23 protein-coding genes are annotated in these 20382 nt (G+C 68.7%); 11 read left to right on the top strand and 12 right to left on the bottom strand.

Annotated features, from left to right (window positions below; all coding sequences use genetic code 11):
* Positions 1 to 60: 60 nt before the first annotated feature.
* The gene (locus ACFQ27_RS01435) at positions 61 to 882 is read right to left on the bottom strand and encodes an ABC transporter permease (RefSeq protein WP_374345325.1); all 822 of its coding nucleotides are present in this window, start codon (positions 880 to 882) and stop codon (positions 61 to 63) included.
* Positions 883 to 1111: 229 nt separating this feature from the next.
* Between ACFQ27_RS01435 and gcrA the strand changes: the two genes are divergently transcribed.
* The 4 genes from gcrA to ACFQ27_RS01415 all read left to right on the top strand — a co-directional run bounded on the left by gcrA (position 1112) and on the right by ACFQ27_RS01415 (position 4396).
* Positions 1112 to 1633 carry a cell cycle sigma 70 cofactor GcrA gene (gene gcrA / locus ACFQ27_RS01430; RefSeq protein WP_374345326.1) on the top strand — a complete coding sequence of 174 codons (522 nt, stop codon included), beginning with the start codon at positions 1112 to 1114 and terminating at the stop codon, positions 1631 to 1633.
* A 79-nt stretch (positions 1634 to 1712) separates the two neighbouring features.
* Positions 1713 to 3308 carry an exodeoxyribonuclease VII large subunit gene (gene xseA, locus ACFQ27_RS01425; RefSeq protein WP_377352099.1) on the top strand — a complete coding sequence of 532 codons (1596 nt, stop codon included), beginning with the start codon at positions 1713 to 1715 and terminating at the stop codon, positions 3306 to 3308.
* Between the two features lie 27 nt (positions 3309 to 3335).
* The gene (locus tag ACFQ27_RS01420) at positions 3336 to 3557 is read left to right on the top strand and encodes a DUF2093 domain-containing protein (RefSeq protein WP_374345328.1); all 222 of its coding nucleotides are present in this window, start codon (positions 3336 to 3338) and stop codon (positions 3555 to 3557) included.
* Positions 3558 to 3703: 146 nt separating this feature from the next.
* On the top strand, positions 3704 to 4396 hold the full coding sequence (locus ACFQ27_RS01415) for a M23 family metallopeptidase (RefSeq protein WP_377352098.1): 693 nt from the start codon (positions 3704 to 3706) through the stop codon (positions 4394 to 4396).
* A gap of 117 nt (positions 4397 to 4513) precedes the next feature.
* Here ACFQ27_RS01415 and ACFQ27_RS01410 read toward each other — a convergent pair whose 3' ends face one another.
* Positions 4514 to 5431, bottom strand: coding sequence for a lysophospholipid acyltransferase family protein (locus tag ACFQ27_RS01410; RefSeq protein ID WP_377352097.1), 918 nt, complete (start codon positions 5429 to 5431; stop codon positions 4514 to 4516).
* A 127-nt stretch (positions 5432 to 5558) separates the two neighbouring features.
* On the opposite strand from ACFQ27_RS01410, the gene ACFQ27_RS01405 reads away from it, so the two are divergent.
* Positions 5559 to 5951, top strand: a complete 393-nt coding sequence (locus ACFQ27_RS01405; RefSeq protein WP_374345332.1) for a helix-turn-helix domain-containing protein — start codon at positions 5559 to 5561, stop codon at positions 5949 to 5951.
* An 83-nt stretch (positions 5952 to 6034) separates the two neighbouring features.
* Complete coding sequence (gene hisN / locus ACFQ27_RS01400; RefSeq protein WP_374345333.1) at positions 6035 to 6856, top strand: histidinol-phosphatase; 822 nt, start codon at positions 6035 to 6037, stop codon at positions 6854 to 6856.
* A 190-nt stretch (positions 6857 to 7046) separates the two neighbouring features.
* Here the strand turns inward: hisN and ACFQ27_RS01395 are convergent, their stop codons facing one another.
* The 5 genes from ACFQ27_RS01395 to ACFQ27_RS01375 form a co-directional block, all read right to left on the bottom strand.
* A complete protein-coding gene (locus ACFQ27_RS01395; protein WP_377352096.1) occupies positions 7047 to 8222 on the bottom strand; it encodes an alpha/beta hydrolase in 1176 nt (391 codons plus the stop codon).
* A gap of 11 nt (positions 8223 to 8233) precedes the next feature.
* On the bottom strand, positions 8234 to 8542 hold the full coding sequence (locus ACFQ27_RS01390) for an SCP2 sterol-binding domain-containing protein (protein WP_374345336.1): 309 nt from the start codon (positions 8540 to 8542) through the stop codon (positions 8234 to 8236).
* 74 nt (positions 8543 to 8616) lie between these two features.
* Complete coding sequence (locus tag ACFQ27_RS01385; protein WP_377352095.1) at positions 8617 to 9114, bottom strand: DUF3617 domain-containing protein; 498 nt, start codon at positions 9112 to 9114, stop codon at positions 8617 to 8619.
* Positions 9115 to 9186: 72 nt separating this feature from the next.
* On the bottom strand, positions 9187 to 10056 hold the full coding sequence (locus ACFQ27_RS01380) for a class I SAM-dependent methyltransferase (RefSeq protein ID WP_377352094.1): 870 nt from the start codon (positions 10054 to 10056) through the stop codon (positions 9187 to 9189).
* Between the two features lie 14 nt (positions 10057 to 10070).
* A complete protein-coding gene (locus tag ACFQ27_RS01375) occupies positions 10071 to 10907 on the bottom strand; it encodes a class I SAM-dependent methyltransferase (RefSeq protein WP_377352093.1) in 837 nt (278 codons plus the stop codon).
* Positions 10908 to 11146: 239 nt separating this feature from the next.
* Here ACFQ27_RS01375 and ACFQ27_RS01370 point away from each other — a divergent pair, with 239 nt between their 5' ends.
* Positions 11147 to 11602, top strand: a complete 456-nt coding sequence (locus ACFQ27_RS01370; protein WP_374345340.1) for an Hsp20 family protein — start codon at positions 11147 to 11149, stop codon at positions 11600 to 11602.
* 69 nt (positions 11603 to 11671) lie between these two features.
* On the opposite strand, the gene ACFQ27_RS01365 is transcribed toward ACFQ27_RS01370, so the two are convergent.
* The 3 genes from ACFQ27_RS01365 to gpmA form a co-directional block, all read right to left on the bottom strand.
* Positions 11672 to 12934 carry a pentapeptide repeat-containing protein gene (locus tag ACFQ27_RS01365; protein WP_377352092.1) on the bottom strand — a complete coding sequence of 421 codons (1263 nt, stop codon included), beginning with the start codon at positions 12932 to 12934 and terminating at the stop codon, positions 11672 to 11674.
* Between the two features lie 93 nt (positions 12935 to 13027).
* Positions 13028 to 13465 (bottom strand): deaminase, encoded by a 438-nt coding sequence (locus tag ACFQ27_RS01360; protein ID WP_374345342.1) that lies wholly within the window; start codon positions 13463 to 13465, stop codon positions 13028 to 13030.
* A gap of 5 nt (positions 13466 to 13470) precedes the next feature.
* Entirely contained in the window at positions 13471 to 14178 is a 708-nt protein-coding gene (gene gpmA / locus ACFQ27_RS01355) for a 2,3-diphosphoglycerate-dependent phosphoglycerate mutase (RefSeq protein ID WP_374345343.1), read from the bottom strand.
* Between the two features lie 103 nt (positions 14179 to 14281).
* Here gpmA and ACFQ27_RS01350 point away from each other — a divergent pair, with 103 nt between their 5' ends.
* The 4 genes from ACFQ27_RS01350 to ACFQ27_RS01335 all read left to right on the top strand — a co-directional run bounded on the left by ACFQ27_RS01350 (position 14282) and on the right by ACFQ27_RS01335 (position 18475).
* On the top strand, positions 14282 to 14527 hold the full coding sequence (locus tag ACFQ27_RS01350; protein WP_374345344.1) for a hypothetical protein: 246 nt from the start codon (positions 14282 to 14284) through the stop codon (positions 14525 to 14527).
* Between the two features lie 13 nt (positions 14528 to 14540).
* On the top strand, positions 14541 to 15506 hold the full coding sequence (locus ACFQ27_RS01345) for a KpsF/GutQ family sugar-phosphate isomerase (protein WP_377352091.1): 966 nt from the start codon (positions 14541 to 14543) through the stop codon (positions 15504 to 15506).
* A gap of 98 nt (positions 15507 to 15604) precedes the next feature.
* Complete coding sequence (locus ACFQ27_RS01340) at positions 15605 to 17107, top strand: phosphomannomutase/phosphoglucomutase (protein ID WP_377352090.1); 1503 nt, start codon at positions 15605 to 15607, stop codon at positions 17105 to 17107.
* Positions 17108 to 17173: 66 nt separating this feature from the next.
* Positions 17174 to 18475: a UDP-glucose dehydrogenase family protein gene (locus ACFQ27_RS01335; RefSeq protein WP_374345347.1), complete on the top strand. Its 1302-nt coding sequence runs from the start codon at positions 17174 to 17176 to the stop codon at positions 18473 to 18475.
* Between the two features lie 24 nt (positions 18476 to 18499).
* On the opposite strand, the gene ACFQ27_RS01330 is transcribed toward ACFQ27_RS01335, so the two are convergent.
* A complete protein-coding gene (locus ACFQ27_RS01330; RefSeq protein WP_374345348.1) occupies positions 18500 to 18655 on the bottom strand; it encodes a hypothetical protein in 156 nt (51 codons plus the stop codon).
* A gap of 263 nt (positions 18656 to 18918) precedes the next feature.
* The gene (glmM, locus tag ACFQ27_RS01325; RefSeq protein ID WP_374345349.1) at positions 18919 to 20271 is read right to left on the bottom strand and encodes a phosphoglucosamine mutase; all 1353 of its coding nucleotides are present in this window, start codon (positions 20269 to 20271) and stop codon (positions 18919 to 18921) included.
* Positions 20272 to 20382 lie beyond the last annotated feature (111 nt).

Below are 20382 nucleotides of genomic sequence, written 5' to 3'. Positions count from 1 at the left end.
ACGAATTGCGCGGACGGCTAGAAACCTGTTGTCGTCAGAGGGATAGACGCGCCGGAGCGGTCAGGTCTTGATCTTGTAGCCCGTCTCGAACATCCACAGGCAGACCGAGGTCAGGGCCACGACGAGGCCGGCCACCATCAGCACGCCGGTGAACAGCGAGCCCTCCGCGTGGCCGATGAAGCCGTAGCGGAAGCCGTCGATCAGATAGAAGAACGGGTTGTAGTGGCTGCCGGTCCGGAACGGCTCCGGCAGGCGGTCGACCAGGTAGAAGGTCCCCGACAGGAAGGTCATGGGCATGACGATGAAGTTCGTCACCACGGCCATGTTGTCGAACTTCTCGGCCCACAGCCCGGCCATGACGCCCAGCAGCCCCAGGATCATCGCCGCGCCGAGACCGAAATAGAGCACGGCCCAGACATGGGTGATCGGCACGTGGGCGAAGGGCAGGATCACCAGGCCGGTGACCAGGCCCACGGCGATGCCGCGGGTGGCGGCGCCCAGCGCGAAGGCCGCCACATGCTCCGGCGGGGTCAGCGGCGGGGTCAGGAAGTCACTGATCAGCCCGTTCATCTTGGCCTGCAGCAGGCTGGAGGACGAGTTGGCGAAGGCGTTGTTCAGGATCGCCATCATGATCAGGCCCGGCGCGACGAAGGTCCCGAACGCCACGCCGTGGACCGGCGGCCGCGCGCCCTGGGCGGCGACCACAAAGACCATCATGTAGAGCAGCGAGGTGACCACCGGCGCGGCCAGGGTCTGCATCCCCACCTTCCAGAACCGGCGCACCTCGCGCAGGTAGAGGGTCTGGAAACCCGCCCAGTTCACCCCATGGTAGTTGCGGGGTTCGGGCGGAACGACGGCTTCGGCCAGGCGCAGATCAGTCATGCCCGTTCATGTGCGCCACCCCGCACGGCTGCGCAAGGGTGCGACCTTGCGACGCTATATCTTGTTCCTGTGGACGAAGGGTGGGGCGCCTATTGTGGCGATTAAGGAACTGTTTACGATATCTGGTAGTTGCTGGGGTCGAGAGACACGAGCACCACAAGATGTAGATCCCGGCTAGGCCGCGGGGGCGTCCCCGGGATCCGAGTGACATAGCGGTGGAGGCGGAACCATGGGTTGGACGGACGAACGCGTCGAGACGCTCAAGAAGCTCTGGCAGGACGGCCTGTCGGCCAGTCAGATCGCCAAGCAGCTGGGCGGGGTCACCCGCAACGCCGTCATCGGCAAGGTTCACCGCCTGGGCCTGTCCGGCCGCGCCGCGCCGTCGAAGCCGGCCCGCCCGGTGTTCAAGGCGCCCCGTCCCGCCCGTCCGGCGGCCCAGCCCGCCGCGCCGCGCCGCATCGCCGAGCCGGCGGTGGCCCAGGCCGCCGCGGCCCCGGCCCCGACACCGGTTCCCTCGCCCGTCCGCTATGTGGAAGAAGCCCCCGGCTCGGCCACCGTGCTGACCCTGGGCGCCCACATGTGCAAGTGGCCGATCGGCGATCCGTCCAGCGACGGCTTCACCTTCTGCGGTCGCCGCCAGTCGGAAGGCCCGTACTGCGCCGAGCACGCCCGCGTCGCCTATCAGCCGGCCCAGGCCAAGAAGCGCTCCAGCGCCTCGGAACTGGCCCGCTCGCTGCGCCGCTACATCTAGGTTTCGCGAGCACCGAAATCCGTTGGGGATGGGTTAGCGGGGGTTTGGGTTTCGGCCCGGCTCCCGCTAACGTCCGGCCATGAGCGAGCTCGCCCCAGACACCGCCGACGGCAACGCCAAGGCCTATTCCGTCTCGGAACTGGCCTTCGCCCTCAAGCGGACGCTTGAAGACCAGTATGGCTTCGTGCGCCTGCGCGCCGAGCTGTCCAAGGTCACCTTCCACTCCAATGGCCACGTCTATCTGACGCTTAAGGACGAGCGCGCCGCCATCGACGGCGTGGTCTGGAAGGGCTCTGTCCGCAACCTGTCCGTCCGCCCCGAACAGGGGCTGGAGGTCGTGGTCACCGGCAAGATCACCACCTATCCGGCTGGATCCCGCTACCAGATCGTCATCGACAGCATGGAGGCCGCCGGCGTCGGCGCCCTGCTGGCCCAGCTGGAACGGCTGAAGGGCCGGCTGCAGGCCGAGGGCCTGTTCGATCCGGCCCGCAAACAGCCCCTGCCCGAGAGCCCGGCGGTGATCGGCGTGATCACCAGCCCGACCGGCGCGGTGATCCGCGACATCCTGCACCGCATCCGCGACCGTTGGCCCTGTCGGGTCATCGTCTGGCCCGTGGTTGTCCAGGGGGACGCCGCCGCCGGCCAGGTGCGCGCCGCCATCGAAGGGTTCAACGCCCTGGGCGCGGGCAGCGCCCTGCCCCGCCCCGACGTGCTGATCGTCGCCCGCGGCGGCGGGTCGGTGGAGGACCTGTGGGCGTTCAATGACGAGGCCCTGGCCCGCACGGTGGCGGCCTCGCAGATCCCGCTGATCTCGGCCGTGGGGCACGAGACCGACACCACCCTGATTGACTTCGTCTCCGACCGTCGGGCGCCCACCCCCACGGCGGCCGCCGAGATGGCCACCCCGATTCTGTCCGAGCTGCGCGCCGCCGTGGCCGATCTGTCGGCCCGCCTGCACAGGAGCGGCGGACGGCTGGTGGAGGACCGCCGCACCAAGGTCTCCAGCCTTGAGCGCAGCCTGGCCCGTGTGCCGGACCTGGTGGAACTGGCCGGCCAGCGCTTCAACCTGGCCAAGAGCCGGATGGGCGCGGCTCTGGAGCGCAACGTGGCCGCCCATCGCACCGAGCTGGTGCGGGTCGGATCGCGCCTGACGCCGGCTCTGCTGCAGCGGCCCCGCCAGGCGCAGGCCGAGCGGTTGGCCGGGGTGGGCGCACGCCTCACGGCGGGGCTGGAGCGGAATGTCTCGGCGCATCGCTCGGACCTGGGCCGCATCGCCGCGCGCCTCAGCCCCAGCCTCTTGCAACGACCGCAGCAGGTCCAGGCCGACAACCTGGCCCGGCTCACAGCCAGGCTCGCCCCCGCGGTCCAGCGCAAGCTGGAGCGCCTGTCCGAGCGGCTGGACGGGCTCGCCAAGCTGCACGCCAGCGTGAACCCCGACACGCCGCTCGCCCGCGGCTTCGCCCGCGTGACCCGCGCTGACGGATCGCTGGTTCGGCAGGGCGCCGGCCTGGGCGCGGGCGAAGCGGTGAGCCTGGTCTTCGCCGACACCACGCGGCAGGCCGTGATCGACGGCGCGGCCGACCCCGCGGCCCAGCCCAAGCCTGCTCCCGCCGCACGGCCCGCCCGCCCGGCCAAGCCGCCGGCCTCGACCTCCAACCAGGGCGATCTGTTCTGAGACGGCCTGACGCGCTAGACTGCGACCATGAACGCTCAAGATCGCAATCTTCCCGGCGCCGCCGACCTGGCCTCCGTCCACTATGGCGACGGCGAGTTCGTGGTGCTGAAGCAGGGCCGCTACGTGATCTGCGCGGTGTCTGGCGTGAAGATCCCGCTGGAGGCCCTGCGCTACTGGAGCGCGCCGCTGCAGGAGGCCTATGCCGGCCCCGCCGAGTCCCTGCAGCGCTGGCAGGAAACCAACCGCTGAGCGGGATCGACCGCCGCGCCGCCCTGATCGGCCTGTCTGTCGCGGCCTTCGCCGCGCCCGCCCGCGCCGCCGCGCCGGGCCTGTCCCTGAACGGCCGCTACCAGCAGGGTGGCTACGCCATCGGCCGCACGGCGCCCCGCGCTCAGGTGTTCGTCGACGGCGTGATGGAAGGCCAAGCCTCGGAGGCCGGCTATTTCTTCGTCGGTTTCGACCGCGACGCCCCGGCCCAGGTGGAGATCAAGGTCGCCACACCGGACGGCGAGGCGACCCACATCGCGGTGATCGCGCCGGGCGTCTTCAACATCCAGCGTATCGACGGCCTTCCCCAGGACCAGGTCTCACCGCAGGACCCGGTGCTGCTGGCCCGCATCGCCGCCGAGGTGGAGCGCAAGACCGCCGGGTTCGCCAGCCTGGCCGACCTCGACGCCTTCCGCACCGGCTTCATCACCCCAGTGGCCAAGTACCGGCTGTCGGCGAAGTTCGGCGGCCAGCGGATCCTGAACGGGGAACCCAAGCGGCCGCACTATGGCGATGACCTGGCCGCACCCGTCGGCACGCCGATCCGGGCGCCGGCGGCGGGCGTGGTGGCCTTCGCCGAGACCGGCCTGCATTTCGAAGGCGGCCTGACCCTGATCGACCACGGCCAGGGCCTGATCACCGCCTATCTCCACCAGTCCCGGATTGACGTGAAGGCCGGCGACAGCGTGGCCCGGGGCCAGGTGATCGGCGCTGTGGGCAAGGAGGGCCGGGTCACCGGCCCGCACCTGTGCTGGCGCATGAAGTGGCACGGCCGAAACCTGGACCCGATGCTGCTGGTGGGGGCGAAGGCTCCGCTCTGACCGCTCATCCCGGCGAATGCCGGGATCCAGGCGCCACCCAAAGCGGGTCGAGGCGCCAAGGTGATGAGTCGCACCGCTCTATGACCTGGGTCCCGGCATTCGCCGGGATGTGCGGCGTTATTTCTTCGCCTTCTTGTAGATCTCATTGGGCCAGCGCTTGTGGACCCAGAACCATTCGGCGGGGCGCTCGAGGATGCGCTCCTCGATGAAGGCGTTCACCCGGCGGACGCCGGCCTCGATGTCGGCGGTGCGGTCGCCGGTGTCTTCCAGCCAGATCGGGTCGTGGACCACGACCCGGAAGTGGGCCTTATCCTTGCGCTGGACGCTCATCGGCTGCAGCGCCACGCCGAACCTTAAGGCCAGCGTCGAGGGACCGGGCGCGGTGTGGGCCATCACCCCGAACAGCGGCGAGGCGATCCCGCCGTTGAACTTCTGATCGTTCATCAGCGCCACGGACTCGCCGCGGCTCAGGCCCCGGATCAGTTCGCGCGCGCCGTCCGACCCCTTGGGCGCGAACAGCTGCACGCCATAGCGGGCCCGGCTCTTCTTGATGGCGTCGTCAACATAAGGGTTGTTGGTGGCGCGGTAGGTGATCTGGCACGGCACGCCGGCGTGGACGATGGCCGCGGGCATGATCTCGAAGGACGAGAAGTGGCCCGAGATGAACACCACCCGCTCGCCGGTGCGGACGATCTCGGCCATGCGCTCGCCATTGACCAGCTCCACCCTCTCGGGATCGGCGATGATCTTGTCCAGCAGCGGGAACTCCACCGCCCAGCGGCCGAGCGCGTCCCATTGCTGGTCGAGCAGGCTGGCGATCTCGGCGTCCGAGGCCTTGGGGAAGACGATGCGCAGGTTCGTCTCGGCCACCCGGTGGGCGCTGGTCATCGGCCCCAGCCACTGGAACAGGCGCGCGCCGAAGTCGGACACTGCATCGATCGGGAACATGCGGGCCAGGCCCGTCACCAGATCAAAGGCGAAGGCCTCCAGCCTCCAGAGGAGGTCCTGGGCGAGAGAAGGGCGCTTGGCCGTCATGACGCTCTCCTAACCGCCGCCGCCCCCTCCGCGCAACGCGAACCGGACTCTCTTGGCAAGCGACTTGCGGCTGACAGCCCAGACCGTCCCGCTTTGGGACGGCCTTGGACAACCGAATGAGGGGGCGATGGAGCCCATGGGCAACGACATCGACGTTCACCTTGGTAAGCGTTTGCGCCGCCGCCGGCGACTGCTGGGCCTGACCCAACAGCAACTGGCCGGCGCCTGTGGCGTGCGTTTCCAGCAGATCCAGAAGTACGAGTGCGGCGCGAACCGCATCTCGGCCGCCCGGCTCTGGCAACTTTCCGAGGCCCTGGAGGTCCCGGTCGGCTATTTCTATGACGGCCTGTCCCAGGCGGCTCAGCGCGAGCCGGCGCAGGACTCCGAAGCCGGCGGCGAGATGTTCGCCCGCAAGGAGACCCTGGACCTGATCCGCGCCTACTATCAGCTGGGTGAGCGTCCGCGCCGCCGGCTGCTGGACCTGGCCAAGTCGCTCAACGGCGACCACGAAGCGGTCTAAAGTTCGTACCTCGTTCGGCTGTCCCCCGCGATCTCCCGGCTTCAGGGATTTCGCGGGGGCCACCGACAGGCTAAAGTGGGCGCATGCTGACGCCCGACCTCGCCGCCGAACTCGACGCCTTCCTGATCGACCTGAACCGGGCCTCCGGTGAAGTCATCCTGCCCCTGTTCCGGATCGATGATCACGGACTGGAGGACAAGGGCGGCGTCGCTGGCTTCGACCCCGTGACCCAAGCCGACAAGGGCGCGGAAGCCGCGATCCGCAAGCTGATCGCGGAGCGCTATCCGCATCACGGCGTGATCGGTGAGGAATATGGCGAGGACCGCCCGGACGCCGAGTTCGTCTGGGTGTTGGATCCCGTCGACGGCACGCGGGCCTTCATCGCCGGCCTGCCGGTCTGGACGACCCTGATCGCCCTGCGCTGGCAGGGGAACCCGGTCATGGGCTCCATTGGCCAGCCCTATGTGGGCGAGATCTTCATCGGCCATGGCAAGGGCGGCGGCGCGCGCCTGATCAATCGCGCGGGCGAACGGCCCCTGAAGGTGCGGCCCTGCCCGGTGCTGACCGACGCCATCATCATGTCCACCGACCCCACAGCCTATTTCGACGGCGCGGAGCTGGGCGCCTGGCGCCAGGTCGCCGCGGCGGCCAAGCTGACCCGCCTGGGCTGCGACGCCTATGCCTACGCCATGGTGGCGGCGGGCACGGTCGACCTGGTCGCGGAATCCCGGGTCTGCAAGGCCTGGGACATCGAGGTCGCCGTTCCCCTGATCGAAGGCGCGGGCGGTGTCGTCACCAACTGGCGCGGCGAGCCGATCGGCCGCAACGGCGGCCAGATCGTCATGGCCGGCGACCGGGCCGTCCTGGACGAGGCCCTGGTCGCCCTGAAGCGCTCGGCCGACTAGGCCTTCTTGGGTTTGGCCTGACGCGGCCATCTTCCAGAATCACACCGTCATGGCCGGGCTTGTCCCGGCCACCCATACGCGCCGGATGTTCAGAAGACGGTGCGACGGCACGGCTCGCGCCTCCACGACCCCGCATGGTGTTCATGGGTGGCCGGGACAAGCCCGGCCATGACGGTCAAGGGGAAGACGCCTAGGCCTTCTTGGGTTTCGCCGGGGCTTTCGGCTTGGCCGGCGCCTTGGCCGCCGCAGGCTTCGGCGCTGCGGCCTTTTTCGCCGGAGCCTTCTTCGCCGCAGGCTTGGCCGCGGCGGCCTTGGGCGCAGGCGCCGTCTTGGCGGGAGCCTTGGTCGCCTTAGGGGCGGCCTTGGGCGCCTGAGCCGCCTTCTCAACCTTGGCCTTCGGGGCCGGCGCCGGCTTGGGCGCGACCTTGTCCGCGAGCGCGTCAAACGCGGTCCAGAACTGGTTCCGCAGGTCGTCCGTCTCCATCAGGATCTCATGCTCGGCGCCCTTCACCGAGACGAAGGTCCCGTCCGGCAGCAGCCGGGCGACCTGTTCCTGGGCGTCGTCGCGCACCAGCTTGTCGTCGCCGGCCGAAACGATGACCACGGGAAGCGTCACCCCACGCAGATTGGCCGGCTGGGACAGCCAGTGGGTGGCCTTGAAGGCGAAGTCCAGCCAGCCCCAGGTCGGCGCGCTCAGCGCCAGGTCCTTGTTGGCGGCGATCAGGGCGCGGCCACGGTTGAAGCGCGCCTCGTCGTGGGTCAGCACATTGCCGGCGAAGGCCTCGGTATAGGGATCCTCCGGCGGGGTGCGGGCATAGGCGCCGCCCTTGCCGGTCAGGACGTTGAGGCCGGAGACCAGCCGGGCCACGAAGGGATTGAGGCCGCCGGTGCGCACGCCCAGCATGGGGGCGCAGAGCACCGCGCCGGCGAACTGGCCGGCCACGCCCTTGGCCAGCGATAGAAGCGTCAGGCAGCCACCCATCGAATGGCCCACGGCGATCCAGGGCTTGGGCATGCGGTCTTCGAAGGCCGCGATCAGCGCCTGGTAGTCCATGACATAGGCGTCCATGCCGACCGCGTGGCCCTTCAGCCGGTCGGGCAGGTCGCGATGGGACAGGCCTTGGCCGCGCCACTCGTTGGCCACCACGGTGAAGCCGCGGCCCAGCAGGTCGCTGATCACCTCGAAATACTTCTCGATGCACTCGGTCCGCCCGGTGCTCAGCAGCACGGTGCCGCGGCTGGCGCCCTTGGGGGCGAAGTGGGCGGCGCGCAGCCGCGCCCCGCCGGCGCCGGTGAACCATTCCGCGCCGCCGCCCGGCGGGACCGGAGCTTGCGGGATCGAGACGAGGGGGGCGACGTCGGCCATGGATGTCCTCCTTAGGCGAGCTTGGCGAACAGGGCCTGCATCTGGGCCTGCATCGACATGGCCAGGCTCATGTCGGACAGCTGCAGCCGACCGGTCATCACGGCGGTCATGGGGTTGAGCTTGCCCTCCCCCATGGCCTTCAGGTCTTTCTGGCTGATGCGGACGGTCAGGTCGGCGGGCAGGTCGTCATTGCTGACCGCGCCGCCGTCGATGTGGATGAAGCCCTCGCCCTTCAGGTCGAGCTTGAAGGACTTGCCCAGGCCGGAATCCTCGCCGACGCCCTTGCGGACGCGGTCGGTGAGTTCCTCGAGGCTGGCCATGGGCGGGTCTCCGAAAGCTTGGGGTCGTCCCTAGCTTCGCTTGAGCCGCGCCGCCTGTAAACGGAGAGGGGCGCTCAGCCTTCCTTGGCGCCGGCCGGGCAGGTGTCGCTGATCTTCTTGGCGTCGGTGATGAAGCGCCCGCCCAGCGGGATGCCGGCGTAGGTGGTGTCCACATCGGCGGTCAGCTTGAAGGTGCTCGGCGAATAGCTGCCGGTGGCCTCGATGGCGACCTGGCGGCCCTTCTTGCTGGCGCAGGTCCCCTTGAGGGTGATCTTGCCATCCTTGAACACCCGCGTCGGATAGGTGCAGGCATAGTGGCGGTTGCTGGGGCCCATAGTGAACTTGGCCACCTCGGCCGGCTTGATGCAGCGCGTCTCGCGGGTGGTCTTGGTGATCACCGCCTGGACCTTGTTGGTCACGTCCCAGTAGCCGGGATCGATCGTCTTCTCCTGGGCCGCCGCAGCGGCGGACGACAGGGCGAAGGGCGCGGCCAGGGCGAGGACGGCGAGGAGGATCTTGCGCGACATGGGGGTCCGTGGGGTTTCGAGGCGGCGCCAAACTAGCCAGGGCATGATGGCTTTATCCTGACGCGGCCTGTGGGCTTTCGTTCATCTGCCACAGGCGGCGGCGGGCATGCAAAGCTCTCAGGTCGGCTTGAGCAGGCGAAGGGTCATCCGGTCCGACTCGCCGATCGCATCGTACTTCGTGTGATCGAAGGTCGGATCCTCGGGCTGGCCCCGGGGCGAGGAGCGCCGCACCGGCGGCAGGGTCCAGACGCCGAAGGGATGATCCTTGGTGTCCTTGGGGTTGGCGTTGATCTCGCTGGTCTTGTCGAGGATGAACCCGGCTTCCTTGGCCATCTGGATCACATAGGCCTGCTGGACATAGCCATCCGCAGCCAGCAGGTCGGGGACGCCGCCTGGATCGGCGCGATGCTCTTCGATCCCCAGGACACCGCCCGGCTTCAGGGCGGCGAAGGCGTCGTGGAAGGCCTTCTCAGCGATCCCGGCGGCCATCCAGTTGTGCAGGTTGCGCAGGAAGAGGACGAGGTCGGCCGAGTCCGCCGGCGCCGCCGGACCGCTGGTCGGTCCGAAAGCGGTGATCTCGACGTCGCCATAGAGCTTGGCCTTCTCGCGCAGCTTGCGGCGATAGGCGGCGACGATCTCGGCGGCCGCCGGCTCACCCGGATCATCGGCCTGCAGATTGGCTGCGTAGAGCTTGCCGCCGGTGGCCGCCAGGAACGGCGCCAGGATGTCGGTGTACCAGCCGGCGCCTGGCCAGAACTCCACCACCGTCGCCCCCGGCTTGAGGCCCCAGAAGTTCAGGGTCTCCACCGGGTGACGCCAGGCGTCACGGGCCTTGTCCTGGGGCGTCCGCCAGGCGCCGGCCACGGCCGCCTCAAGCGTCAGGGCCTTGCCCTTGGGCTTGGGCGCCTCCTCCGGCGCACGGCCGCAGGCGGACAGAGCCAAGGCCCCCGAAAGGAGGCCCCGGCGCGAGAGGTGGATCAGGCTCAAGTCCTCGCCCCCGTTCAGGGCTTCACGAACCGCAGGGTCATGCGGTCGGACTCGCCGATCGCATCATACTTGGCCCGGTCGAAGGCCGGATCGGCCGGCTGGCCGTTGGCCGAGGACTGGCGGCTGGGCGGCAGGGTCCAGACGCCGAACGGATGATCCTTGGTGTCCTTGGGGTTCGCATTGACCTCGGACCTGGCGGCCAGCTTGAAGCCGGCCTTTTCGGCGGCGGCGATCACCACGGAGGTCGCGACATAGCCGTCCTTGGCGTCGGCCACCTGAGGCCGGGGATCGGCGCGGTGCTCCTCGACGGCCAGGACGCCGCCCGGCTTCAAGACGGCGAAGAAGTCGCTCATCGCCTTGTCCAGCACGCCAGGGGTCCAGAGCCAGTTGTGGATGTTGCGGGCGGTGATCACCAGGTCCAGCGAACCCGGCGCGCCCAGCGGACCGGAGACCGGGCCGAAATTGACGTAGGTGATCGGGCCGAACACCGCGGCGTCGGCGTACTTGGCCTCGAAGGCCGCGCGGCCCTTGCGGGCGCCCTCGGACAGCTTGGGGTTCGACAGGTCGGCGACGCCCGCGGAATAGGCGCCGCCGGTGGCCTTGGCGTAGGGCGCCAGGATCTCGGTCCAGTAGCCGGAGCCGGGCGAGATCTCGAGGGTCTTCTGGCCGGGCTTCACACCCCAGAAGGCCAGGGTCTCGGCGGGATGGCGGGCGGGATCACGCGCCACATGGGCGGCCGCGCGCTGCGGGCCGGCGATGGCGGCGTCCAGCGCCTTGTCGGCGGCGGCCGCGGGGGCGGCGAGCACGAGAAGCACGAGACTGGGAACGAGGGTGGCGAGGGCGCGGCGCATAGGGAGGTCCTCCTGGATTGGGTTCGCGAGCCTAGCGGGCGTTCGGCCTGTGGCAAGGCGCCGCGGGCAAGCTGTTCCGAGAATTGCGCGGGCAGCCCTTGAAGGCCCCAAAACCCTCCCCCACCTAGGTATCGAAGGCGCTGGACTTCCGGGCCTTCCGGGACGCCGCGAGGCTTCGGCTCGCAATGATCCCGCCCTGAAACGCAACCTTGCTTAAGCCAAGAAGGATGTGACCTCACATGCGTACGATCGACTTCTCCCCCCTCTATCGCTCCGTCGTCGGCTTCGACCGCCTGGCCCAGCTGCTGGAGACCGCGTCCGCTGACGCCTCCACCGGCTATCCGCCCTACAATATCGAGCGGACCGACGAGAACGCCTACAAGATCGAGATCGCCGTCGCCGGCTTCCGGGCCGACGAGCTGAACATCGAGGTCAAGGAAAACCTGCTGACCGTGCAGGGCCGCAAGGCGGCCAATGACGACCAGCGGCGCTTCCTGCATCGCGGCCTGGCCGAGCGCGACTTTGATCGCCGCTTCCAGCTCGCCGACTATGTGATCGTCACCGACGCCAAGCTGGCCGACGGCCTGCTGCAGATCTCGCTGAAGCGCGAACTTCCGGAGGCCCTCAAGCCGCGCCGGATTGAAATCACCGCCACCGGTCAGTCCCCCCTGATCGAAGGTGAGAAGGCCGCCTAACCTCCCCCCCTCGTTAGGTGTCCAGGATCGGGCGGCGGCCTTCGGGCCCGCCGCCCTTTTCCGTTTGGATCAGAGGACGTCGCCCATGCCGCGCGCGCCCCAGCGGCGGGCGTCCAGCAGGTCGGCGTTGGTCATCAGGGCGTTGGTGAAATTGGCTCGCGACAGGTCCGCCTCGCGCAGGATGGCGTAGCGCAGATCGGCCCGCGCCAGGTCGGCGGCCTTGAGGTTCGCGCCCGTCATATTGCTCGCCAGGACGCGCTGGCCGCCCAGCAGCAGCGGCCCCAGCTGAGCGTCGCGCAAGTCCGCCCCCGCCAGCTTGGCCCCGATCAGCCGCGCGCCGCGCAGGTCCGCCCGGCGCAGGTTGCAGGACCGCAGGTCGGCGCCGTCGAGGTGCGCGCCCTGAAGCTGGACGCCTTCCATATCGAGGCCGAAGAACACCGCGCCCTTGGCCGACAGGGCGGTCAGGTTGAAGCCTCGGATGGTCTCCAGCGCGCGCAGGTCGGCGTTGTCGAACACGCTGGGCGAACCCTCGGACCCGCCCGTCTCGCACCAGCGGGCATGGGCCCTGATCATGTCCTTGTAGGGCAGGTCCTCCACCGAGCGGCCCACTGGCTCATCAGTCAGGGCGCCGCGCATGTCGGCGCGGGTGACGTTCCAGGCCAGGGTCTTGGCGCCGACCAGGATGGCGTCGCGCAGGTCCGCCCCCGCGAGATCGGCGCCTGAAAGATCCGCGCCCGCCAGATTCACCCCGGTCATGGTGCACTGCTTGAGGTTGGCCCGGACGAGCTTGGCGTCCTTCATATTGGCGTCGGTGAAATCGGCGCGCACCGCCATGATCCCAGACAGGCGCGAGCGTTCCAGGTTTGCGCCGGCCAGGATCGCGCCCTGGACATCGCCCACCCGGTTGATGTGCTCCATGACCTTCAGGCCCTTGTCGCGATCGCCGACCGCAATGGAGCCTTCGCGCAGGTCAGCCTCGAACATGTCGACGCCGGTCAGGTTGGCGTTGCGCAGGCAGGCGCCGCGCAGGTCGGCGCGTCGCAGGGAGGCGTCGGTCAGGTCGGCGTTCTGCAGGTCGGCGCCGAACATATTGGCCTGATCGAACCGGGCGCCCTGCATCTGGCAGCCGGCCAGGATCGCGCCGGTGAAGTCGGCGTCGCAGAGGTTCTTGCCGCGCAGGTCCAGGCCGCTGAGGTCCATCCAGGCGAACACCGCTCGGGCGCCCCCCGGTTTGGCGCTCCAGAGCCGGTCATGTCGGACGCACATCGCGTCCAGTTCCGGCTGCTCGATGCGGCGCAGCTCGGTGATGTTGGTGGTCGCCAGAAGCCCCATGAGGACGCGCCCCGCATTACTACAGGGCGAGTCTTACAACTCGGAAATTAACACGCTATTTCCGTGGCTTAGCTTGTTCTTGGTGAATTCTCGCTAACCCTGCGCCGGGCGGTAGCCGGAATAGAGCCCCTGAGCCTCGTCCGACAGCAGGCCCAGCTCGACGGCGACGCCGGCCCCGCGCAGGCGCTCGGATCCCTGTCCCGCGGCGAAGGTCGAAGGGTCCTCACAGGCGATGACCACCCGCGCCACCCCGGCGGCGACCAGCCGTTCGGAGCAGGAGGCGGCGCCGGACGAACGCGCCCCGCAGGGCTCAAGGGTCACATAGGCCACGCCGCCCCGGGCGGCCTCTCCCGCCGCGGCCAGGGCGACCTCCTCGGCGTGTGGGCGCCCGCCGTCCTGGGTCGCCCCCTCCCCCACGATGCGGCCCGCCGCGACCACGACGCAGCCGACAGCGGGGTTCTCGGCCGTGCGGCCGACCTGGGCGGCGGCGAGCGCGATGGCCCGCCGCATGAAGTCCAGGTCCGCGCCCATGGGCGTCAGGCCGGCAGCTTGGTGGCGCGCTCGGCGTCGAGATAGCGCGCGGCGGTCGGCTTCAGGGCCGCGTCGAGCTCGATCACCAGCGGATTGCCGGTGGGCATCTCGATGTCGATGATCGCTTCGCTGGAGAGGTCCCACAGCAGCTTGACGATGGCGCGCAGGGAGTTGCCGTGGGCGGCGACCAGCACGGTCTCGCCGGCCTTCAGCTTCGGCGCGATCTCGGCGTCCCAGTAGGGCTGCACCCGTTCCAACGTGGTCTTCAGGCTTTCAGTGTCGGGCAGAACGGCGCCGGCGTATCGGCGGTCCTTAGAGAAATCGAACTCACCGCCCGGCTCCAGGGGCGGCGGCGGCACGTCATAGGACCGGCGCCACACCTTGACCTGGTCCGCGCCATGCTTGGCCGCAGTGTCGGTCTTGTTGAGGCCGGTGAGGCCGCCATAGTGGCGCTCGTTCAGGCGCCAGTCCTTGGTCTCGGGAATGAACACCTGGCCGGCGGCGGTCAGGGCCAGCCAGCAGGTGCGGATGGCGCGGGTCAGGACCGAGGTGAAGGCGCGGTCGATCTGCAGGCCCGCGGCCTTGATCAGCTCCCCGCCCTTGGTGGCCTGGGCCTCGCCTTCCGGCGTCAGGTCGACGTCCACCCAGCCCGTGAAGCGGTCTTCCAGGTTCCAGCGGCTCTGGCCGTGGCGCAGCAGGATCAGGGTGGGCACGTGCGGTCTCCTTGTCTCGGATGCGCGTTGGGCTAGGGCGCGGGGAACCGGGCGTCAAGCGCGGGTGGCGCCGGAGACCGCGCAAGGCTATATCCGGCGAAGCATGCCCGCCCGCTTCTACCTGCCCGCCCTCGCCCTCATCGCCGCCGTCATGGTGGCGCTGGCCATGGTCTGGCCTCAAGGCCTGGGCGCGCGCTCGCCCGGTCCGTTCGGCAGCACGCCAGTGCAACAGACCCCGGAGATGCAGGCGGCCATGAAGCGCGAGGCCGACGCCTCCAACCAGCGTATCGCCCGAGCCCGCCAGGCCGTTTCGGACCTGCAGAGCCAAGCGATCGCGCCCACCCAATAAGCCAAGGCCCACGATGTCCGACTTCGACGCCATCTCCGTCGGCCGCCGCGTGCTGAACGCGGAGGCCGAGGCCCTGAGCCTGCAGGCCGCGACCCTGGGCGAGGCTTTCGTGCGGGCGGTGGACATCCTGCACGCGGCCCAGGGGCGGATCATCTGTACCGGTATCGGCAAGTCGGGTCATGTGGGGCGCAAGATCGCCGCCACCTTCGCCTCCACCGGGGCGCCGGCCTTCTTCGTGCACGCCAATGAGGCCAGCCACGGGGACTTAGGGATGATCGCCGAGGGCGATGTGGTGCTGGCCCTGTCCAAGTCCGGCGAGAACCAGGAGCTGGCCGACGTGCTGGCCCACACCAAGCGGTTCCATATCCCGCTGATCGCCCTGACCGCCGCGCCGGACAGCGCCCTGGGCCGGGCCGCCGACGTGGTGCTGCAGTTGGCTGAAGCCGCCGAGGCCACCAGTGAGGTCCGAGCGCCGACCACCTCCACCACCCTGCAGATCGCGCTCGGCGATGCGCTCGCCGTCGCCCTGCTGGAGCGCCGCGGCTTTACAGCCAAGGACTTCAAGGTCTTCCATCCCGGCGGCAAGCTGGGCGCCATGCTGCGCACCGTGCGCGACCTGATGCATGGACCGGGCGAAGTCCCGTTGGTCGCAGAGGCCGCGCCAATGGGCGAGGCCCTGCTGGTCATGACCGAGAAGCGCTGGGGCATCGTCGGCGTCACCGGCCCGGACGGCGCGCTGAAGGGCGTGATCACTGACGGCGACCTGCGCCGTCACATCGACGGCCTGATGAACCGCACGGCCGGCGAAGTCATGACGCCCGGCCCCAAGAAGATCGTGCCGCCGACGATGATGGCCTCCGAGGCCCTGGCCCTGATGAGCGATCCCCTGCCGGCGGTCACCGTGCTGTTTGTCATAGAAGATGGCAAGCCAGTGGGCATCTTGCACGTTCACGACCTGCTGCGCGCAGGGGTCATGTAGTTTTCATAGGCCTCCACGAGAATATTCGCGGCGTTTGCGTGGTCTTAAGGGCCTGCGACGATTAAGAGAGCCGACTGACGCTTTTCGACGGAGTCCCGATGCTTCCCGCCCCGCGCGCCGACCTGGTGGCCAATACGGCCGACTTCGAGAACATCCCCCTGGTCAAGGCGACGGGTTTCCGGGAGTACGACGCCCGCTGGCTGTTCGGGCCGGAGATCAACCTGCTGGGCATTGAGGCCCTGGGCCTGGGTCTGGGCACCTACATCCAGGAGCTCGGCCAGACCCGCATCGTCGTCGGCCACGATTTCCGCTCCTACTCCCAGTCGATCAAGCAGGCCCTGACGCTCGGCCTGCTCGGCGCCGGCTGCGAGGTGCTGGATATTGGCCTGGCCCTGTCGCCGGTGGCCTATTTCGCCCAGTTCGACCTGGACGCCCCCTGCGTGGCCATGGTCACGGCCAGCCATAACGAGAACGGCTGGACCGGCGTGAAGATGGGCGCGAACAAGCCGCTCACCTTCGGGCCCGAGGAGATGGGCCGGCTGAAGGAGATCGTGCTCGGCGGCCAGTGGAAGACCCGTCCGGGCGGAACCCTGACCCATGTGGACGGCGTGGCCGAGCGCTACATCGCCGATGTCGCCGCGCGGGTCAGCCTGAAGCGGCCCCTGAAGGTCATCGCCGCCTGCGGCAACGGCACGGCCGGCGCCTTCGCGCCTGAGGCCCTGCGCCGGATGGGCGTCGCCGAGGTGGTCGAGATGGACTGCAAGCTCGACTACACCTTCCCCCGCTACAACCCGAACCCGGAAGACCACGAGATGCTGCACGAGATGGCCAAGGCCGTCCGTGAGCACGGCGCCGACCTGGCGCTCGGCTTCGACGGCGATGGCGACCGCTGCGGCGTGGTGGACGACGAGGGCGAGGAGATCTTCGCCGACAAGATCGGCCTGATGCTGGCCCGCGACCTTTCCGACCTGCACAAGGACGCCACCTTCATCGTCGATGTGAAGTCCACCGGCCTCTACGCCACCGATCCGGTGCTGAAGGCCAATGGCGCGACCACCGTCTACTGGAAGACCGGCCACAGCTATATCAAGCGCAAGACCGCCGAGCTCGGCGCCCTGGCCGGGTTCGAGAAGTCCGGCCACTTCTTCTTCAACGCCCCTCTGGGCCGCGGCTATGACTGCGGCCTGACTGCGGCGGCGGCCATCCTGGCCATGCTGGACCGCAATCCGGGCAAGAAGCTCTCGGAGCTGAAGAAGGCCCTGCCGGTGGCCCACACCTCCCTGACCATGTCGCCGCATTGCGCTGACGAGGTGAAGTACAAGGTGGTCGAGGACGTGGTCGCCGAATACACCGCGCTGGCCGCCGCCGGCGGGACCATCCTGGGCCGCAAGATCAGTGAGGTCATCACCGTCAACGGCGTGCGCGTCGCCCTGGAGGACGGCTCCTGGGTGCTGGTCCGGGCCTCGTCCAACAAGCCCGAGATCGTGGTGGTGGTGGAAAGCTCCCGGTCCGAGGACGACATGCGCGCCCTGTTCCGGGAAGAAGTGAAGCCCCGCCTGGCCAAGCGGCCGCAGGTGGGCGCCTACAACCAGGAAATCTGAGCGGACTGTCGCAAGACTCTCATCTCCCAACTATAGGGCCGCCGCTGCGGACCAAAAGGAAGAACCATGCGCGTTGCGATGATCGGGACTGGCTATGTAGGCCTGGTGTCTGGGGCCTGCTTTGCGGACTTCGGCCATGACGTGATCTGCATCGACAAGGACCCGGGCAAGATCGAGCGGCTGAACGCGGGCGGGATCCCAATCTTCGAGCCGGGCCTGGATGTGCTGGTGGCCAGCAACGTCAAGGCCGGCCGGCTGAGCTTCACGACGGAAGCGGCGGAGGCCGTGAAGACGGCGGACGCCGTGTTCATCGCGGTGGGCACGCCGACGCGGCGCGGCGACGGCCATGCGGACCTGTCCTACGTCTACGCGGCGGCCGAGGAGATCGCTGGCCTGATCGACGGCTTCACCGTGATCGTGACCAAGTCGACCGTGCCGGTGGGCACCGGCGACGAGATCGAGAAGATCATCAAGGCCAAGCGCCCCGACGCCCAGTTCGCCGTGGTCTCGAACCCGGAATTCCTGCGCGAGGGCGCCGCCATCGAGGACTTCAAGCGCCCGGACCGCGTGGTGGTCGGCACGAACGACGAGCGGGCCCAGGCGGTGATGCGCGAGCTGTACCGCCCGCTGTTCCTGAACGAGACCCCGATCGTCTTCACCGGCCGGCGGACCAGCGAGCTGATCAAGTACGCGGCCAACGCCTTCCTGGCCCTGAAGATCACCTTCATCAACGAGATGGCCGACCTGTGCGAGGCCGTGGGCGCGGACGTCCAGCAGGTGGCCAAGGGCATCGGCCTGGACAAGCGGATCGGCGGCAAGTTCCTGAACGCCGGCCCAGGCTATGGCGGCTCGTGCTTTCCGAAGGACACCCTGGCCCTGGTCAAGACCGCCCAGGACTATGGCGCGCCGACCAAGCTGATCGAGACCACCGTTCAGGTGAACGACGCCCGCAAGAAGGCCATGGCCGGCAAGGTGGCCGAGGCCGCCGGCGACTTGAAGGGCAAGACGGTGGGGGTGTTGGGCCTGACCTTCAAGCCGAACACCGACGACATGCGCGATGCGCCGAGCCTGGACATCATCCCGGCCCTGCAGGCCCAAGGCGCGAGCGTGCAAGCCTTCGACCCCGAGGGGCAGCACGAAGCCCAACACATGCTGAAGGACGTGGCCTTCAAGGCCGACGCCTATGAGGCGGCCGCCGGCGCCGATGTCCTGGTGATCATCACCGAGTGGGACCAGTTCCGGGCGCTCGACCTCAATCGCCTGAAGGCGACCATGAAGGCGCCGGTCCTCGTGGACCTGCGCAACATCTACAAGCCCGAGGACGTCACGTCCCGGGGCTTCAAATACGCCTCCATCGGGCGTCGCTGAACGGTCGGGCCCCTTGACGGGGGCTCAGGCCGCGAACAGCTGGATCAGAAGGTTCCCGAACCACAGGGCGCCGGCCCAGAAGGCGACGGCGAGGGCGGCTACGAAAGCGAGGCAAGCGATTGAGCTGACGCTCTTCGGCTCTTGTCTCGCAACGCCCGCCAAGGCGACTTTGCGCGGCATGTCTCTCTCCCAGTCCTTTTATAGGTCACCGACGGTCGAGCGCCGGAGCCAAGATCAGGCTGCCACGAATCCTTCAATTTGCAAGTGCGGCAAAGGTTCCCGCGCAGAGCCCTTTCCGATCTGACCCAGCCAGTCAGATCGGACAAAAAGAACTCTAATTCAAAATCTTAGAGCACTTTCCGATCCGATAGCCGCTTGACGCCTATCGGAAAATGCTCTGGCCCGGACTGGGTATTTCAGGGCGAGGACGACCTGACCCAAGGTCAGGCGGCGGCCTTCTTCACCGCCCCGGCGATCTCCTTGACCACCTGGCGGACCAGACCCTCGTCGTCGCCCTCGGCCATGATGCGGATCAGGGGCTCGGTGCCAGAGGCGCGAACCACGATGCGGCCGCCCCCGCCCAGGCGCTGCTCAGCGTCCTTGATCACCGCCTTGACCGGCGCGGCGTCCAGCGGCTTGCCGGAGACGAAACGGACATTCTCCAGCAGCTGGGGCACGGGGTCGAACTGGCGGGCGAGCGCGCTCATCGGCTTGTCGGAATCCTTCAGCACCGCCAGCACCTGCAAGGCGGCCAGCAGGCCATCGCCGGTGGTCGAGAAGTCCGACAGGATCAGATGCCCGGACTGTTCGCCGCCCAGGTTGAAACCGCCCTCACGCATGCGGGCCATGACATAGCGGTCGCCGACCTGGGTCCGCTCCAGCTTCAGATCGCGTGCGGCCAGGAACCGCTCCAGGCCCAGGTTCGACATCACGGTCGCGACCACGCCGCCGCCGTTCAGCCGCCCCTTACGGGCCCAGTGGCCGGCGATCAGGGCCATGATCTGGTCGCCGTCGACCACGTGGCCCTTCTCGTCACAGATCACCAGCCGGTCAGCGTCGCCATCCAGGGCGACACCGATGTCGGCGCGATACTCCTTCACCGCCCGGATCATCGCTTCCGGATGGGTCGAGCCACAGTCCTCGTTGATGTTCGTGCCGTTCGGCCCGACGCCGATGGAGATGACTTCCGCGCCCAGCTCGTAGAGGGCGGTGGGCGCCACCTTGTAGGCCGCGCCGTTGGCGCAATCGATCACCACCCGAAGACCGTTCAGGCTGAGCCGGCGCGGGAAGGTCGCCTTGGCGATCTCCACATAGCGGGCCTGGCTGTCCTGGACCCGGGCGACCCGGCCGAGCGCGGTCGGCGCGGCCAGCCCTTCGGAAAGGCTCTGGTCCATCAGGGCCTCGATCTCCAGCTCGCGCTCGTCGGAGAGCTTGTAGCCGTCGGGGCCGAACAGCTTGATGCCGTTATCGGTATAGGCGTTGTGCGAGGCCGAGATCATCACCCCCAGGTCAGCGCGCAGCGACCGGGTCATCATGGCCACGCCCGGCGTCGGCATAGGGCCCAGCAGACGGACATCCATGCCCACGCTGGCGAAACCCGCCACCAGGGCCGGCTCGACCATGTAGCCGGAAAGGCGGGTGTCCTTGCCGATCACCACCATGTGCCGCCGTTCGTCCTGAGACATGAACATCTTGCCGGCGGCCAGCCCGACCCGCAGCGCCACCTCGGCGGTCATAGGGTGGCTGTTAGCCTGGCCGCGGATGCCGTCGGTCCCAAAATAGGCGCGTTTGGTCATGATGGAGGTCTCTCGGAGGGGCCTGTCCGGTCACCGAAATGATCGGAAACCCAGATTTAGTCGACGCCGCGTTTGCGAATGCTAAAGGGCGGCTCGGCCACGACCATATCT

The sequence above is a fragment of the Phenylobacterium conjunctum genome, assembly GCF_042679085.1.
Classification (GTDB): Bacteria; Pseudomonadota; Alphaproteobacteria; order Caulobacterales; family Caulobacteraceae; genus Phenylobacterium; species Phenylobacterium conjunctum.
This window is presented reverse-complemented; position numbering and strand designations above follow the sequence as displayed.

Bases quoted from the DNA above. Each gene is read 5' to 3' on its own strand.
- ACFQ27_RS01435 (WP_374345325.1), bottom strand. From the start codon at position 882: ATGACTGATCTGCGCCTGGCCGAAGCCGTCGTTCCGCCCGAACCCCGC.
- gcrA (WP_374345326.1), top strand. From the start codon at position 1,112: ATGGGTTGGACGGACGAACGCGTCGAGACGCTCAAGAAGCTCTGGCAG.
- xseA (WP_377352099.1), top strand. From the start codon at position 1,713: ATGAGCGAGCTCGCCCCAGACACCGCCGACGGCAACGCCAAGGCCTAT.
- ACFQ27_RS01420 (WP_374345328.1), top strand. From the start codon at position 3,336: ATGAACGCTCAAGATCGCAATCTTCCCGGCGCCGCCGACCTGGCCTCC.
- ACFQ27_RS01410 (WP_377352097.1), bottom strand. From the start codon at position 5,431: ATGACGGCCAAGCGCCCTTCTCTCGCCCAGGACCTCCTCTGGAGGCTG.
- ACFQ27_RS01405 (WP_374345332.1), top strand. From the start codon at position 5,559: ATGGAGCCCATGGGCAACGACATCGACGTTCACCTTGGTAAGCGTTTG.
- hisN (WP_374345333.1), top strand. From the start codon at position 6,035: ATGCTGACGCCCGACCTCGCCGCCGAACTCGACGCCTTCCTGATCGAC.
- ACFQ27_RS01395 (WP_377352096.1), bottom strand. From the start codon at position 8,222: ATGGCCGACGTCGCCCCCCTCGTCTCGATCCCGCAAGCTCCGGTCCCG.
- ACFQ27_RS01390 (WP_374345336.1), bottom strand. From the start codon at position 8,542: ATGGCCAGCCTCGAGGAACTCACCGACCGCGTCCGCAAGGGCGTCGGC.
- ACFQ27_RS01385 (WP_377352095.1), bottom strand. From the start codon at position 9,114: ATGCCCTGGCTAGTTTGGCGCCGCCTCGAAACCCCACGGACCCCCATG.
- ACFQ27_RS01375 (WP_377352093.1), bottom strand. From the start codon at position 10,907: ATGCGCCGCGCCCTCGCCACCCTCGTTCCCAGTCTCGTGCTTCTCGTG.
- ACFQ27_RS01370 (WP_374345340.1), top strand. From the start codon at position 11,147: ATGCGTACGATCGACTTCTCCCCCCTCTATCGCTCCGTCGTCGGCTTC.
- ACFQ27_RS01365 (WP_377352092.1), bottom strand. From the start codon at position 12,934: ATGGGGCTTCTGGCGACCACCAACATCACCGAGCTGCGCCGCATCGAG.
- ACFQ27_RS01360 (WP_374345342.1), bottom strand. From the start codon at position 13,465: ATGGGCGCGGACCTGGACTTCATGCGGCGGGCCATCGCGCTCGCCGCC.
- ACFQ27_RS01350 (WP_374345344.1), top strand. From the start codon at position 14,282: ATGCCCGCCCGCTTCTACCTGCCCGCCCTCGCCCTCATCGCCGCCGTC.
- ACFQ27_RS01345 (WP_377352091.1), top strand. From the start codon at position 14,541: ATGTCCGACTTCGACGCCATCTCCGTCGGCCGCCGCGTGCTGAACGCG.
- ACFQ27_RS01340 (WP_377352090.1), top strand. From the start codon at position 15,605: ATGCTTCCCGCCCCGCGCGCCGACCTGGTGGCCAATACGGCCGACTTC.
- ACFQ27_RS01335 (WP_374345347.1), top strand. From the start codon at position 17,174: ATGCGCGTTGCGATGATCGGGACTGGCTATGTAGGCCTGGTGTCTGGG.
- ACFQ27_RS01330 (WP_374345348.1), bottom strand. From the start codon at position 18,655: ATGCCGCGCAAAGTCGCCTTGGCGGGCGTTGCGAGACAAGAGCCGAAG.
- glmM (WP_374345349.1), bottom strand. From the start codon at position 20,271: ATGACCAAACGCGCCTATTTTGGGACCGACGGCATCCGCGGCCAGGCT.